Annotated in this window: 10 protein-coding genes; 2 read left to right on the top strand and 8 right to left on the bottom strand. The window is 71.7% G+C overall.

What is annotated here, in order from left to right; all coding sequences use genetic code 11:
- Positions 1 to 140 precede the first annotated feature (140 nt).
- Together ACZ6AA_RS02805 and ACZ6AA_RS02800 are read right to left on the bottom strand one after the other, a co-directional pair.
- Positions 141 to 929, bottom strand: a complete 789-nt coding sequence (locus tag ACZ6AA_RS02805; RefSeq protein ID WP_468451166.1) for a globin domain-containing protein — start codon at positions 927 to 929, stop codon at positions 141 to 143.
- Complete coding sequence (locus tag ACZ6AA_RS02800) at positions 926 to 1,348, bottom strand: winged helix-turn-helix transcriptional regulator (RefSeq protein ID WP_468451164.1); 423 nt, start codon at positions 1,346 to 1,348, stop codon at positions 926 to 928. Before ACZ6AA_RS02800 ends, ACZ6AA_RS02805 begins: the two co-directional genes overlap by 4 nt.
- A 25-nt stretch (positions 1,349 to 1,373) precedes the next feature.
- Between ACZ6AA_RS02800 and ACZ6AA_RS02795 the strand changes: the two genes are divergently transcribed.
- Positions 1,374 to 1,748 carry a YybH family protein gene (locus ACZ6AA_RS02795; RefSeq protein ID WP_468999646.1) on the top strand — a complete coding sequence of 125 codons (375 nt, stop codon included), beginning with the start codon at positions 1,374 to 1,376 and terminating at the stop codon, positions 1,746 to 1,748.
- A 113-nt stretch (positions 1,749 to 1,861) separates the two neighbouring features.
- Here the strand turns inward: ACZ6AA_RS02795 and ACZ6AA_RS02790 are convergent, their stop codons facing one another.
- The 4 genes from ACZ6AA_RS02790 to ACZ6AA_RS02775 all read right to left on the bottom strand — a co-directional run bounded on the left by ACZ6AA_RS02790 (position 1,862) and on the right by ACZ6AA_RS02775 (position 10,732).
- The gene (locus tag ACZ6AA_RS02790) at positions 1,862 to 5,188 is read right to left on the bottom strand and encodes a S8 family peptidase (protein WP_471455898.1); all 3,327 of its coding nucleotides are present in this window, start codon (positions 5,186 to 5,188) and stop codon (positions 1,862 to 1,864) included.
- A 151-nt stretch (positions 5,189 to 5,339) separates the two neighbouring features.
- Positions 5,340 to 8,615 (bottom strand): S8 family peptidase, encoded by a 3,276-nt coding sequence (locus ACZ6AA_RS02785; RefSeq protein ID WP_468451726.1) that lies wholly within the window; start codon positions 8,613 to 8,615, stop codon positions 5,340 to 5,342.
- Positions 8,616 to 8,908: 293 nt separating this feature from the next.
- Positions 8,909 to 10,159 carry a L,D-transpeptidase gene (locus ACZ6AA_RS02780; protein ID WP_468451158.1) on the bottom strand — a complete coding sequence of 417 codons (1,251 nt, stop codon included), beginning with the start codon at positions 10,157 to 10,159 and terminating at the stop codon, positions 8,909 to 8,911.
- Positions 10,160 to 10,396: 237 nt separating this feature from the next.
- Positions 10,397 to 10,732, bottom strand: a complete 336-nt coding sequence (locus ACZ6AA_RS02775) for a hypothetical protein (RefSeq protein WP_468451156.1) — start codon at positions 10,730 to 10,732, stop codon at positions 10,397 to 10,399.
- Between the two features lie 111 nt (positions 10,733 to 10,843).
- Here ACZ6AA_RS02775 and ACZ6AA_RS02770 point away from each other — a divergent pair, with 111 nt between their 5' ends.
- Complete coding sequence (locus tag ACZ6AA_RS02770) at positions 10,844 to 11,128, top strand: hypothetical protein (protein WP_468451154.1); 285 nt, start codon at positions 10,844 to 10,846, stop codon at positions 11,126 to 11,128.
- A gap of 137 nt (positions 11,129 to 11,265) precedes the next feature.
- On the opposite strand, the gene hutH is transcribed toward ACZ6AA_RS02770, so the two are convergent.
- Both hutH and ACZ6AA_RS02760 read right to left on the bottom strand, forming a co-directional pair.
- The gene (hutH, locus tag ACZ6AA_RS02765) at positions 11,266 to 12,804 is read right to left on the bottom strand and encodes a histidine ammonia-lyase (RefSeq protein WP_468451724.1); all 1,539 of its coding nucleotides are present in this window, start codon (positions 12,802 to 12,804) and stop codon (positions 11,266 to 11,268) included.
- A 730-nt stretch (positions 12,805 to 13,534) separates the two neighbouring features.
- Complete coding sequence (locus ACZ6AA_RS02760; RefSeq protein WP_468480475.1) at positions 13,535 to 14,686, bottom strand: GGDEF domain-containing protein; 1,152 nt, start codon at positions 14,684 to 14,686, stop codon at positions 13,535 to 13,537.
- Between the last annotated feature and the right edge of the window lie 297 nt (positions 14,687 to 14,983).

Raw genomic sequence — 14,983 nt, 5'->3', positions numbered from 1 at the left:
TGGAAACCCCCACGGAGTGAAGCACTCCCTGCACCCCCAGTTCCCCCCTCTTTTTTTTTTCCCCCCCCCCCCCCCGCTCCCCCCCCCCCCCCCCCCCCCCCCCCGCGCCCGGGCCACCTGCCCCTTCCCCGGGCGGGTGATCAGGGCTGGTACGGCGGCGCCGCCCCCCAGTTCCACAGGGGCACCGGCTGGTTGGCCGGGCGGGCCGCGTCCGGGCCGGAGAAGTACACCGCGAGGCGCGTGCCCCACTCGATGTAGGCGACGAACGCCGAGCGGAACTCCGCGTCCGTCGGCAGGCCCGCCTCGTCCGCCGCGTCCTGGATGAGGTTCACCCAGCGGCGCCGCTGCGGCTCCGTGATGCCCTTGCCGAAGTGCTTGCCGACCATGTGGGCGTGGGCGCCGGAGCCGCCCTCGCCGCCGTGCTCCTTGGAGTACACCGCCGGGCCGCCGAAGACCTCGCCGAGCCACTGCGCGACGTGCGCGGCGTGCTCGGGCGCGAGGCCCGCGAAGACCGGGGCGAGCAGGTCGTCGGCGAGCACCTTCTCGTAGAAGACCTCGGTGAGGCGGTCGAAGCGCTCGGCGCCGCCCGCCCACGTGTACAGCGTCGGGGTGGCGGCGCCCGATCCGCGCACGGACGTCGGGGTGTAGTGCCGCATCTCCTCGATGTTCGAGACGTACGGGCTGATGTGTGCGAAGAAGTCCTTGAACTGCTGGGAGGATCTGAAGCCCTCCGCGTGGTCTTTCGTGGACGTCCAGGTGATGCGCAGGACGAAGTGCTCGAAGTCCTCCTCGCAGCGGGTGAGTTCGTAGTCCACGCACTGCGGCGCGGCGGCCAGCGGGACGGCGGCGAGGGTGTACGCGGCGAGGAACTCGGCGGCGCGGTCCTCGGGGACGCGGTAGCGGATGTATTCGACCGTGTGGGCGCTCATGGGGTGACGGCTTCCTCTTCCCTGGGAGCCGGGTGCTGGGCGCCCCAGTCCCAGAGAGCCTGCAGGACTGGACCCAGATCCCGGCCGTGCGAAGTCAGTTCATAGGTGACGGTGGGCGGCCATCCGGGAGTCCGGGTGCGCCGGACGACTCCGGCGGCGGCCAGCTGCGCCAGCCGCTCCGCAAGTACTTTGTCGGACAACTGCGGGAGCGCGGCGGCCAGTTCGCTGTACGCGTACACGTCACCAGCGAGCAACTCGCGCACCAAAAGCGTCGTCCAGCGTCCCCGCAGCGCCGCGAGGGTGACCTCGACGGGGCAGTCGGGGCTCGGTGCGGGGACACGGGCGCGGGGGTCGTCGGGCAGGCCGGGGCGCGGCTCCCGGGCGGCCGGGGGTGCCTGCCTTACCGTTCGGTGAGCCACGGGCGCGCCTCCTACTGTGCCGGTCATGAGCACTTTCATCCTGCCCCAGCGCCCCGAGGACGTCCCGTCGGCGTTCGCCGAGCGGTTCAACAGCGGCGACGCGGCCGCCGTCCGTGAGCTGTACGAACCCGGTGCCTCCTTCGTCCCCGAGTCGGGTACCCCCGTCCACGGTGCCGACGCGATCGCCGCGCAGAACGCCCCGTTCCTCGCCCTCGGCCTGCCCATCTCCGTGACGCCCCGGCGCGTGCACGTCGCGGACGACATCGCGCTCCTGCTCGTCGACTGGGAGATCGACGGCAAGGTGCGGGCCACCGCCACGGACGTGGCGCGCCGGGGCGCCGACGGGTACTGGCGCTATCTGATCGACAGCCCGTTCGGTGCGGGGCGCCGGGACGCCTGAATACGAAGGGACGCGTGCCCCACCCCCGTGGAGGCACGCGTCCCTCATGGCACGTCGTACGCATCCCTCATCTCACGCCGTACGCGCCCCTCACTTCACTCCGGGCGCGCCCCTCACTTCCCGATGTACGCGTCGCGGATCGCCACCGTCGCCCTGTTCCCCTTCCTGTCCTCGACCTCGGCGCGGAAGGAGACCGACTTGCCCGCGGCCGGGTTCCGCACGGAGATCCGGCCGTCGCGCACCGTCGCCTTCTTCCAGGTGCGGCCCCGGTCGTGGGAGACGTACACGGCAAGGGACTTGAGGCCCGCGCCCGCCGCGTCGCCCTGGACCGTCACCGGCACGGACTGGGTCACCCCCGCGGGCACCCGGCTGTCCAGGCCCACCTTCGGCGTGAAGCGGACCGTCGACGCGGGCAGCCGGGTCTCCGCCCCGACCTTCTTGGAGCGGAACGTCCAGCTCGCGTCGACACGCGAGGAGACGGGCGCCACGCGCGGGTCCCGCCGCACGGACGTGACGAGACGGTACTCGGCGTCCGACGCGGAGACCTTGAAGGTCTCGTCGCCGGACAGCGGGTCCTTGTTCTCGCCGATCTTGCGGCCGTCGCGGTAGAGGGTCGTCCGCACCGAGGAGAACAGGGAGTCGCCCTCGTTCCCCTCACCGTCGGCGACCACCGGCACGAAGCCGTAGATCCGGTTGCCCTCGCGGTGGATCCCCAGGTCACCGCCGAGGCGCGGCCCGAACACGGCCGTGTTGAACGTCCTCGTGTAGGTCCTGCCCGGCTGGTACACCGCCGACGCGTGGACGCTGTAGGTCGCTTCGGCGGTCACGTCGCCGTTCTGGTCCTTCCCCAACTGGTGGAAGAACGTGTCCCACTCCACCTTGTCCGCCGTGGACACGTGGAACGTCCGCGTGGTGCGGGCGTCCTGCGGGGCCATCCAGCCGGTGCCGATGCCGCTGCCCCCGGGCAGCCACCCCGTGACGCTGCCCACCCCCCTCTTGCCCTTGGCCGACGCCCCGAAGCGGGTCTTCAGGGTGGCGAGTTCGCTGTCCTCGAAGTGCCTGGTGTAGCCGGTCGCGAGCCGGTCGACCTTGCCGCCGACGAGGATGTCGTACTGCTCGTCGCCCCCCTTGACCCACGACCCGGCCCACTGCTGGTACAGCGAGCCGTCCGTGACCTCGGGCCCGAGGTGCGCGGTGCGCAGGTGGGCGTAGGAGTCGACGCTCACTCCCGCGCCCATGTCGTCCGGCAGCTCGTACTGGGGAAAGGCGGTCACCTGCTCGGCGCCCCTGTCGGGCACGGTGACGTCCACCGGCTTCGCCGCCCGCGCGTCCACCGTCAGCGTCATGTCCTTGGTGACGTTCAGCTTCGGCCGGGCGAGCCAGTCGACGCCCTTGGCGGCGTCCTCCGGGTCCTGGTAGATCTTGGCGTCGAGGAGGTAACCACCCCTGGGCACCCTGACCTTGACCGTTCCGGAGACGTCATGGACCTCGAAGTCCGCGTCGGCGCCGGGCCCGCTCAGACCGAGAAGCCCGGACGAGTAGAACCTCGCGGGCCGGCCGTCACGCCCGATGTACTTCAGCGTCAGGTCGAACGTCTCCCCCTCGCGCTGCACGACGGCGGCCGTGCGCACGGTCTGCCCGCCGCCCTTCGCCACGACGTACGCGGAGTAGGTGCCGCGTCCCGAGCCGCCGAGCCTGGTGTGCGCCGTCAGGTCGACCGCCGCGCGCCCGCCCGCGGGCACCGTCACCTTCTTCGCGCCGAGCGTGTAGAAGCCGCCCGGGGCCGGGCGGCCCTTCGGGTCGGTGGCGGTCACCGAGAGGTCGAGGGTGGCGTCCTTCGTGCCGAGGTTCCGGTACGTCACCTTCCTGGTGACCGGCTTGTCGTCGGTGTGCGGCCATTTCGGCGCGCCGAGGTTCAGCGACACCGGGTCGGCGACCACCTTCTGCCCGACGGCCTTGTCGACGGCGATACGGCCCGAACCCTGCTGGTACGGCGTGTACGCGCCGCCCTTCGTGGACGATGTCAGGGCCCGCTTGAGGTCGGCCGCCCTCCAGTCGGGGTGCTGCTGCTTGAGGAGGGCGGCGGCACCCGCGGCGTGCGGGGTCGCCATCGAGGTGCCGGAGATCGTCAGATAGCCTTCGGGCTTCTGGCCGACCTCCTTCTCGATCTCGCTGCCGGGCGCGGCAGCAGCCGTGATGCCCACGCCGGGCGCGGTCACGTCCGGCTTGATCGCGCCGTCGCCGACACGCGGCCCCTGACTGGAGAAGCCCGCGAGCTTGTCCTTGCCGTCGACCGCGCCGACGGTCAGCGCCGCGTCCGCGCTGCCCGGCGAGTCGATGGAGCCGCGATAGCCCTCGTTGCCCGCCGCGACGGCGAACAGGACGCCCTGGTCGGCGGAGATCTTGTTGACGGCCTCCTCCAGCGGGTCGACGCCGATGTCGTCGGCGCCGCCGAGGCTCAGGTTCACGACGTCGGCGCCCTGCGCGGCCGCCCACTCCATGCCCGCGATGATCCCGGAGTCGCTGCCCTTGCCGTCGTCGCCGAGGACCTTGCCGCTGAGGACCTTCGCGCCCGGGGCGACGCCCTTGAACCTGCCGCCCGACTTCGCCCCCGTACCGGCCGCGATCGACGCGACGTGCGTGCCGTGCCCGACGCGGTCCTCGGTGTCCGGCGACGGCGTGAAGTTCTTGTCCCCGACGACCTGTTCCTTCAGGTCCGGGTGGGTGGCGTCGACGCCGGTGTCCAGGACGGCGATCTTGACGCCCTTGCCGTCGAGCCCGGCCTGCCAGGCCTTCGGTGCCCCGATCTGTTCGACGCTCTTGTCGAGGCTCGCCTTCCGTGTCCCGTCCAGCCAGACGCGGCCGACGCCGGACGCGGTGCCGCGCTTGCCGCCGGTGAGGGTCTTCCAGAGGGCGGCCGCGTCCTTCCTGGGCGTGGTCACGGCGTCCGCATTCAGGGACGTCAGGCTGCGGCGGACCGTGGTGCCACCGACAGCGCGGACCCCGGCCTTGGCGCCGTGCGCGGTGCCCTGGTAGCCGACGATCAGCTTCAGGCCCTGCCGCTGGGCCCTGCGGTTCGCCTCGCTGGTCAACTCCGTGACGTCGAAGAGCCTCCGGTCGACCTTGCCCGCGGCGATGAGCCGTTCGGCGTCGTACGGCAGGACGAGGGAGTGCCCGCGCACGGTCCGGGTGCTCACGGGTATCCGCTCGCGCCCCTTCGCCGGGACGAAGCCGACCAGGCGGCCCCCGGAGTCGACGGTGACGCGGTCGCCGGTGACGAGGGTGAGGTGGTGCGCGGACCCGGCCTGCGCGTGCCGGGCCGGCCCGGGGCTCCGTCGGTCCGCCCCGCTGTCCGTCCCCGCCGCCGCGGGCCCGACCACCCCCGCCGCGAGCACCGCGGCGATCACCGCCGCGTACGCCTTCTTCCTGTGCTGACGCAAGATTCCCCCTGCCGTCGAAGTGTGGTCCGTACACAGGAAGCGGCCCCCGAAGCCCTTCAGGCTTCGGGGGCCGCTCCTCACACTCCTTCAACTGTCCGCGGGAATCAGGTCGGTTCCCGCCGGACGCGGATCAGTTCCCTTGCGGTGAAGGTCACTTCCCGTAGTACGCGTTGTAGATCGAGATCGTGGACTTGTTGCCCTTCTTGTCCGTGATCTTGGCGTGGAACGAGATCGCCTTGCCCTTCTCCGGGTTCGTGATCTCGACCTTGCCGTTCTTGACCTTCAGCGGGTCCCACTTCTGGCCGTAGTCGTAACTGACGTAGAAGTAGAGCGTCTTGAGGTTGGCACCGGCCGCCGCGCCCGTCACCTTCACCGGCACGGACTGCTTGGCGCCCGCGGGGGCCCGGCTGTCGAGGCCGACCGCCGCGTCGACGCGCACGCCGGAGACGGGCAGCTTCGTGGCGGTGGACGTCTTCTTGGAGCGGAACGTCCAGTTGGCGTCGACCCGCGTGGAGGCCGCGGAGACGGCCACCGAGCGCTTCACGGACGTCGACAGCTTGTACTCGGCGTCACCGGCGGGGACCGTGAACGGCTTGTCGCCGGTCAGCGGGTCGTCGTTGGTGCCGATCTGGGTGCCGTTGCGGGTCAGCGTCGTCTTCACCGAGGTGTAGAGCGAGCCGCCCGCGTGGGTCTTGCCGTCGGCGAACACCGGCAGATAGCCCGCGAGCTTGTCGCCGTCGCGCACGACGCCGTAGTCACCGCCGACGCGCGGCCCGATGACGGCCGTGTTGAACGTCTTGGTGTACGTCTTGCCCCCGGCGAACGCCTGCGGCTTGCCCAGCGTGTACTGCGCGTCGACGATCGGCCAGCCGTCCGCGTCGACACCGCCCCGCTGCTCGTACTCCAGGCTCCACTTCACCTTGTCGTCCGTGGAGACATACAGGGTGCGGGTGCTCGGCGCCTTCTGCGGGGCGCTGAAGCCGGTGGCGCTGAAGCTGCCGGGCAGGCGGCCGTAGGCGGTGGCCGTGGCCTGCTTGCCGCTGGAGGACGCGCCGAGGCCCGCCTTCACGGTGGCGAGGTCGGCGTCCTTGTACTCGCGGGTGAAGCCGGTCGCGAGCTGCTTCACGGGGCCGCCGGCGACGGTGCTGTACTGCGCCTTCTCGCCCTTCGTCCAGTGGCCCTCCCACTTCTGCAGCAGCGAGCCGTCGGTGACCTGCGGGCCGAGGTGCGCGCTGCGCAGCCCGGTGTACGAGTCGAGCCACCAGCCGAAGCCGTAGCCGGCCTCGCCCGCGGTGATCTCGTAGGAGGGCGAGGCGAACACGGACTTCGCGGCGGACGACGGCACGCTGATGTCGACCGGCTTGGCGGTCCGCGCGTCCACCGTCAGCGTCGCGTCCTTGGTGACGTCGAGCTTCGGCTGCGAGATCCAGTCGGCGCCCTTGGTGACGTCCTGCGGGTCGACGAGGACACCGGAGTCCAGGACGTAACCGCCCTTGGGCACCCGGACCTTGGCGGTCCCGGACTCGTCGTGCACCGGGAGGAACTGCTCCTTGCCGAGCCCGGAGATGCCGACGAGCGTGGTGTTGTAGTGCTTCGCGGCCTGTCCGTCCCGGCCGATGTGCTTGACCGTCAGGTCGTACGACTCGACCTCGCGGTCGACCGCGGCGGCCGTGCGGACGCTCTGTCCGCCGCCGGTCGCCACCACGTACGCGGAGTAGCCGCCGTCGACCGCTCCGCCCAGGCGCGTGTCGGCCGTGAGGTCGACGGAGGCCGTGCCGCCCGCGGGGACGGTGACCTTCTTCGCGCCGAGCGTGAAGAACCCGTCGGGCGCGGGATTGCCCTTCGGGTCGAGGGACTCGGCGGTGAGGTCGAGGGTGACCTCGTCCTTGCCGAGGTTGCGATACGTGACCTTCTTGGTGACCGGCTTGTCGTCGGTGTGCGGCCACAGCTGGGTGCCGAAGCTGACCGACACCGGGTCGGCGATCACCGTCTGCTTGATGGCCCTGTCGACGGCGATGCGGCCCGAACCCTGCTGGAACGCCGTGTACTTGCCGCCCTTGGTGGACGCGGTGAGCGCGCCCTTCAGCTCCGGCTGCTTCCAGTCGGGGTGCTGCTGCTTGAGGAGGGCGGCGGCGCCCGCGGCGTGCGGGGTCGCCATCGAGGTGCCGGAGATCGTCAGATAGCCCTCGGGCTTCTGGCCGACCTCCTTCTCGATCTCGCTGCCGGGCGCGGCAGCAGCCGTGATGCCCACGCCGGGCGCGGTCACGTCGGGCTTGATCGCGCCGTCCCCGACGCGCGGGCCCTCGCTGGAGAAGGGCGCCAGCTTGTCGTTGTCGTCGACCGCGCCGACGGTCAGCGCCGCGTCCGCGCTGCCGGGCGAGCCGACCGAGCGGGGCGAGCCGTCGTTCCCGGCGGCGATGGCGAAGAGGATGCCCTTGTCGGCGGAGACCTTGTTGACCGCGGCCTCCAGCGGGTCGACACCCGGGGTGTCACCGCCGCCGAGGCTCAGGTTCACGACGTCGGCGCCCTCGGCCGCGGCCCAGTCGATGCCCGCGATGATCCCCGAGTCGTCGCCGGAGCCGGTGTCGCCGAGCACCTTGCCGCTGAGGACCTTCGCCCCCGGTGCGACGCCCTTGTACGCGGCGTTCTTGGCGCCCGTGCCCGCCGCGATGGACGCCACGTGCGTGCCGTGCCCGACGCGGTCCTTGGTGTCCGGCGACGGCGTGAAGTTCTTGTCCCCGACGACCTGTTCCTTCAGGTCCGGGTGGGTGGCGTCGACGCCGGTGTCCAGGACGGCGATCTTGACGCCCTTGCCGTCGTACCCGGCCTCCCACGCCTTCGGAGCGCCGATCTGCTTGACGGACTTGTCCAGGCTGGCCTTGCGCACCCCGTCGAGCCAGACCCGGCTGATGCCGGACGCGGTCGTGCGCTCCCCGTCCCGCTCGGCCGTCAGGGCCTGCCACAGCTGGGCGGCGTCCCGCTTGGGGGTCTGCACCGCGTCGGCGTTGAGGGTCTTCAGGGCGCGGCGGAGCTTGGTGCCGCCCGCGTCGCGCACCTCGGACCTGGCCGCACCGGCCGCGCCCTTGTAGCCGACGATGACCTTCAGGCCCTGCTTCTGGGCGGTGCGGTTGGCCTTCTTGCTCAGCTCGGTGACGTCGAACAGACGCTGGTCGAGCGTGCCGTCGGCGATCAGACGCTGGGCGTCCGCCGGTACGACGAGGATGTGGCCGCCCCGCTGGGTGGTCCGCACGGGTATCCGCTCACGGCCCTTGGCGGGGTCGAACGCGATGGGGCGCCCCGAGCTGTCCAGGGTGACGCGGTCGCCGGTGAGCAGCGTGATGTGGTGGCGGACCGGCACCCTGACCTCGTCGGCCGAGGTGCCGGCCGGGCGGGCCGCGTCCGGGTCGGCCTGCGCCGGGCTGGTCATGCCCGCCGCGAGCGCCACGGCTGCGGCGGTGGCGACGGCGGCCGCGGCGGCACGCCGCGCGCTGACCGGTCTCTTCGCTTTCTGTACTTGTCTGAGCAAGTTTCCCCCTCAAGGTGAAAGCACTGAGTCACGCAGTATGTCGAGGAGGACGATATCTGCTCAACTATGAGACAGAAGTGATTAGTTGGTGTTGTTGGCCGGTTCAACATGGTGTCGCAACACCGTGGACACGACGGTGGCCCGCACCCCGGGTGGGGTGCGGGCCACTGCGCGTGGGCCGGAGGGTGCGCCGGTCAGACGGCGGAGCCCGCCTTCCACTGCGCCCAGCTCATGTTCCAGCCGTTGAGGCCGTTGTCCGGGGCGATGACCTTGTCGCCGGTGTTGCGGACGTCCACGACGTCACCGGTGATCGAGTTCTCGAAGAACCAGGCGCCGGGCTTCGACTTGTCGCCCGCGCCCTTCGCGTCCTGCAGACCGATGCAGCCGTGGCTGGTGTTCGCGTTGCCGAAGATCGACGGCGAGCCCCAGTAGTTGCCGTGGATGAAGGTGCCGGAAGAGGACAGACGCATGGCGTGCGGCACGTCCTTGATGTCGTACTCGCCCTTGCCGTCGTTGTCCGTGAAGCCGACGGTGGCGCCGTTCATCCGGGTCTCCTTGAACTTCTCGGAGATCACCATCTTGCCGTTGTACGTCTTGTTCTCCGGCGAGCCCGCGGAGATCGGGATGGTCTTGACGACCTTGCCGTCCCGCATGATCTTCATCTGCTTGGTCTTGGCGTCGACGATCGAGACCTGATTGCGGCCGATCTTGAAGGTGACGGTCTTCTGCTGGACGCCGTAGACCCCGTCGGCGCCCTCGACGCCGTCCAGGTTCAGCTTCAGGGTGATCGTGGAGTTGCCCTTCCAGTAGTCCTGGGGGCGGAAGTCGAGGCGGTTGGCCCCGAACCAGTGCCCCACGACTTCCTGGCCGCTGCTGGAGGACACCTTGACGCGCGACTGCACGTCCTTCTTGTTCGTGATCGCCTTGTCGAAGTTGATCGACACCGGCATGCCCACGCCGACCGTCGAGCCGTCCTCCGGCGTGAAGCTGCCGATGAAGCTGTTGGCCTTCGAGACGGTGGTGAACGAGGAGTTCTCGTGCGCCTTGCGGCCCTCGGAGTCCTTCGCCGTCACCGCGATCTTGTAGGTGGTGGCGCGCTCCAGCTGCGCGCTCGGCTTCCACGACTTCTTGTCCGCGGATATCCGGCCGGCGACGGCGGTGCCGTCCTCGGTCTTCATGGCCACGTTCGTGAGCGTGCCCTCGCTCACCGTGACCTTGGCGTCGTTGTTGATGCCGGTGTTGTCGGAGCCGTTCTTCGGCGCGATCTCGATCTTGGCTTCCGAGGTCTTCTCGGCCGCCGCCTCGTCGACCTGGTTCTGCGACTTCTTGCCGCTGCCGGAGCTGCCCTTGTCGCCGCCGTCGTCGCTACAGGCGGAGAGCACAAGCACCCCGCCGACCAGGGCGGACACGGCCATCAGACCCCTGCGCCGCTTACTGTCCGTCATTACACGCTTCTCCATCGTCGCCGAATCCCCAAGACCCCGCGGGTCCCCCCGCAACCCCGCCTAACGCCTTGCCGGTTCATCCCGTTCCATTTCAGCCGAAGATGTGGTGAACGCCACGTCGGCGGGACGGCCGGGACGGCCGTGCATCCAGGAGACGACTGAGCCCCGGGCGGCGGTTGCCGCCCGGGGCTCCGAGTTTCGGAAAACGCTTCCCGGGACGCTGTTCGCCCGCCGCGGCTACGGCTCGTCGCCGTCCTCGGCGTCATCATGCTCGTCCGGGTCCCATTCCGGCGAATCGGGGTCGTAGTCGATCACCTCGCTGCTCCACGAGGCCTGGGTCAGCTCCACGCCGGGGACGTTCCCGACGAGGTCGACGGGGTCCACGAGGTAGGCGAGCGCCTCCGCGTCGTCCTCCTTCACGGCCGTCTGGGCGTGCGCCCGCTCGTCGTCCGGCATGTACGTGTCCTGGGCGATGCGCCCGAGGGCGGTGGAGCGCAGGTCCTCGGGGCCGTCGACCTCGACCACCAATTCGACGCGCAGTCGCACAAAGCGTGATGTCTCGTCCGTACTCATACGCCGGAGCGTACGGCCCGTCACCGGCTCGGCTTTCCCGCGACCCGCGCCTTTCACTAGCATCGCCCCAGACGGCCAATTCGCCAGCTCCACAAGGGGGATCCGTTTCCCGTGATCGCACGTCGACCGTTGCTGACCGCAGCCGCAGCCGGGGCCCTGCTCGGCGCCCTGTGGTTCGTCCCCTCCGCGAAGGCGACCGCGTCACCGGGCGCGCCCGGTGACATCGCGCGCCACTCGGCGAGCTCGACGCACGAGACAGCCCACGCCGACGGCCGCCTCGCCGACTCCGGCGGCATCGACACGACTCCGTACGTGGCCGGGGGCACGGCGTTCCTGGGCCTGGGTGCGGGGTTCGTCCTGTACTCGGTGCGGCGGGAGCGGGCGGAACTGTACTGAACCCGGACTGAACCCGGACGGATCCCGGACCGAGCCCTTGCCGGACTCCTTCTGGGCCTCGACTGAGCCCGTACGCACGTGGCCCCGGCTCCGGACGAACCGGAGCCGGGGCCACGCGTCGTACTGCCGGACCGGGGTCAGGCCAGCGGCCCGGTGACCTGCTCCACGGCCGCGACGAGCCGGCCCTCGCGGACGAAGGTGTCGGCGGCCGCCAGGTCCGGGGCCAGATAGCGGTCGGGCCCGGGGCCCTCGACGCCCGCCTTGCGGACGGCCTCGATGGCGGCGCGGCTCGCGGGGGCCGGGGTCAGGCCCGTGCGCAGCTCGATCGCGCGGGTGGCCGCGTACAGCTCCACGGCGATGATCCGGTTGAGGTTGCCCACGGCCGTACGCAGCTTGCGCGCGGCCGACCAGCCCATGGAGACGTGGTCCTCCTGCATCGCCGACGACGGGATGGAGTCGGCGGAGGCCGGGACGGCGAGCCGCTTCATCTCACTCACCAGGGCCGCCTGCGTGTACTGGGCGATCATCAGGCCCGAGTCGACGCCCGCGTCGTCCGCGAGGAACGGCGGCAGACCGTGGCTGCGGTTCTTGTCGAGCAGCCGGTCGGTGCGGCGCTCGGCGATCGAGCCGAGGTCGGCGGCGGCGATGGCGAGGAAGTCCAGGACGTACGCCACGGGGGCGCCGTGGAAGTTGCCGTTGGACTCGACGCGGCCGTCGGGCAGGACCACCGGGTTGTCGACGGCGGAGGCCAGTTCGCGCTCGGCGACCGTACGGGCGTGCGCGAGGGTGTCCCTGCCCGCGCCCGCGACCTGCGGGGCGCAGCGCACCGAGTACGCGTCCTGCACGCGGGGCGCGTCGTCCTGGTGATGGCCCGTCAGGCCCGAACCGGCGAGCACGGCCAGCATGTTGGCGGCCGACGCGGACTGGCCCGGGTGCGGGCGGATGGCGTGCAGCTCGGGGGCGAGGACCTTGTCGGTGCCGAGCAGCGCCTCCAGGCTGAGGGCGGCGGTGACGTCGGCGGACTTGTACAGGGTGTCGAGGTCGGCGAGGGCCATGACCAGCATGCCGAGCATGCCGTCGGTGCCGTTGAGGAGGGCGAGGCCTTCCTTCTCGCGCAGTTCGACGGGGGTGATGCCGTGCGCGGCGAGGAGGTCGGCGGCGGGCCGGGTCTCCCCGTCCGGGCCCTCGGCCTCCCCCTCTCCCATCAGCGTCAGCGCGCAGTGGCTGAGCGGGGCGAGGTCGCCGGAGCAACCGAGGGAGCCGTACTCGTGGACGGCCGGGGTGATACCGGCGTTCAGGATGTCCGCCATGGTCTGCGCGACCTCGGGGCGGACGCCGGTGTGGCCCGAGCAGACCGTCTTCAGACGCAGGAACATCAGCGCGCGCACGACCTCGCGCTCCACCCGCGGGCCCATGCCTGCCGCGTGCGAGCGGACGATGTTGCGCTGCAGCTGGGCGCGGAGGTCCGGGCCGATGTGGCGGGTGGCGAGCGCGCCGAAGCCGGTGCTGACGCCGTAGACGGGGTCCGGCTTGGCCGCGAGCGCGTCCACGATCTCGCGGGCCGCGGCGAGGGCGGTGACGGCGTCCTCGCCGAGTTCGACGCGGGCGTTGTGTCTTGCGACGGCTACGACGTCCTCTGCGGTTGTGCCGGTGGTTCCCAGCACCACGGTCTGCATATCCATATTCAGGGAGCCTACGCACTGAATCGCCTCGTGTCACGAGTCCGGCTGCCCTCGGGGCCCCGCCGCTCCGCGCCGGGGGTTTCCCGCCCGCCCACCCGTTTCCGGCCCCCGCGGGTGCCGCGCCCCGAGCCCGCTGGCCCTCGGCCGCACGACCCTGGCCGTCCGGCCTCCCGGTGCCGGGTACGGTCGCCCGGCGTCCGCCCCCCGGCGGGTCCCCCGCCGCTCCGCGGCGGAACCCCCCTCCCACCCGCCTACCCGTTTCCAATGGGCCACCGGCTCCGCGCCGCGAGCGGTGCCTCCGTCGAATTCGGCCTGGGGTTGGTCGGGGTGCTGGTGCCGCGGGGGGGGTGGGTGGCGTCGATGGGGTCCGTGGGGGGGGTACCGGCCAGGGTCGAGGGTCAATCCCACCATCGCCACCCCGCCATGGGGGGCTGAGCCGCCCAGAGGGCGGTGGGGGCGCCCGCGGCTCGCGCGAGGCCGAGAGCTTGAGGGGGCTTGAGGGGGAGGGTGGGCACAGCCCCAGGGCGACGGGCCCTTGACGCGGGCGGAGGGGCACCGCCCGGCACGAGGGCGCCATGACGACCGGGGAGGGGCACGCTCAGGGCCACGGCACCGCGGCACCCACGGCCCCGCGACAACCAGGCAGGGGCACACCCAAACCCACGCCCCGTGGCACCCAAGCAACCCCAGGCGCCCCAGGCACCCCACACATACCTCCCCACACCTACCTCCCGCGGAAGCGCCTCCGTTCCCCCGCGCTCGTCGGTCGTGCCGAGTCGGCCAGGCGGATCACCGGGTCCTCGCCGCCCGCGGGGCCCTCCCTTCCCGCCACCACCGGCTTGGCCGCCCTCGCGGCCTTCGCGCGGTACTGGGCGGCGTCCGCGAGACGGAACAAGCGGCGGGCCGACCGCACCGCCCCGATCGGATCCCCCGTCGACGCCACGCCGCAGGCGACCCCGTCGCCGAGTTCCAACTCGTCCGCCCGCACGCACAGTTCGTCGGCGACCCGCACCACCTCGTCCGCCGACGGCCCCACCGAGAGCAGACAGAACTCGTCCCCGCCGAGCCGCGCCGCGAGCGCCCCCGGCAGCATCGCCCCGCACAGCGAGAGCACCGACCCGAACCGCTCCAGCAACCGATCGCCCACCGCGTGCCCAAGGCTGTCGTTGACCCGCTTGAGCCCGTTCAGGTCGCACACGACGAGGCTGACCACCGCCCCCTCGACCCGGTGCCGCTCCACCGCCTCGTCGAGCCGCAGGTCGACGGCGCGCCGGTTGGCGAGCCCGGTCAGGGAGTCCGTGAAGGCGAGGCGCCGCGCCTCCTCGAGGCGCTCAGTCTGGGCAATGCCCGCGGCGACGACGGCCGCGAGCACGGACGCGAAGTCCGCGTCGTCCCGCTCGAAGACGGGCTCCCCCACGGGCCGTGCCACATACAGCTCGCCCCAGGCCAGCCCGTGCAGCACGATCGGCGCGACCACGCAACACCCGCGCCCGCGCCTGCGCAGCGCGGCCACCCGCTGGTGGCAGTAACCGGCACGCTCCCGGTCCCCGGGCCCGCCCGCCGTCTCCACCCACGCGTGCGGCTCCCCGCCCCCGGCCCACCGTTCGTGCAGGAACTCGGTGATCTCCGGAAACTGGTGCACGGGGTAGGCCTCGCCGTCGGGGAACTCCTCCTCCCCCGGGGCGCGTTCGCCCACGTTGGCGAGCACCCGCAGCCGCCCGCGCTCCCGCTCCCAGACGGACAGCGCGGCGAAGCTCCCGCCCAGGGCGAGCAGCGCACCCTGGGCGGCGGCCCGCCAGGACTCACGCGGAGTGTGCGCGGCGGCCATGCCCTGCGCCAGAGCCACGACGGCACGCAACCGAACGTCCTCACCCATTGCTCCAGGTTACGGACATTTCACCCATAGAGAGATCCGGCGAACAAATTCCACGGACTGCCCGGTACGACTGACCCCACGATCACGGGCAGGCGGTACGACTGCCCCCACGATCACGGGCGGGCGGTGCGACTCGCCCCACGATCACGGGCGGGCGGTGCGACTCGCCCCACGATCACGGACTGCCGGTGCGACTGGCCCCACAGTCACGGGCGGGCGGGTGGGTAAAACCCGCCGCGGTAGCGGCGGGACAGCTGCAGCGCCCAGGCACGCCGACCGCACCCCACCCCCAAGGCG

The sequence above is a fragment of the Streptomyces sp. NPDC040610 genome (genome assembly GCF_055594065.1).
Note: the sequence above shows the minus strand (reverse complement) of the source record. Positions and strands in the feature narration are given on the sequence as shown.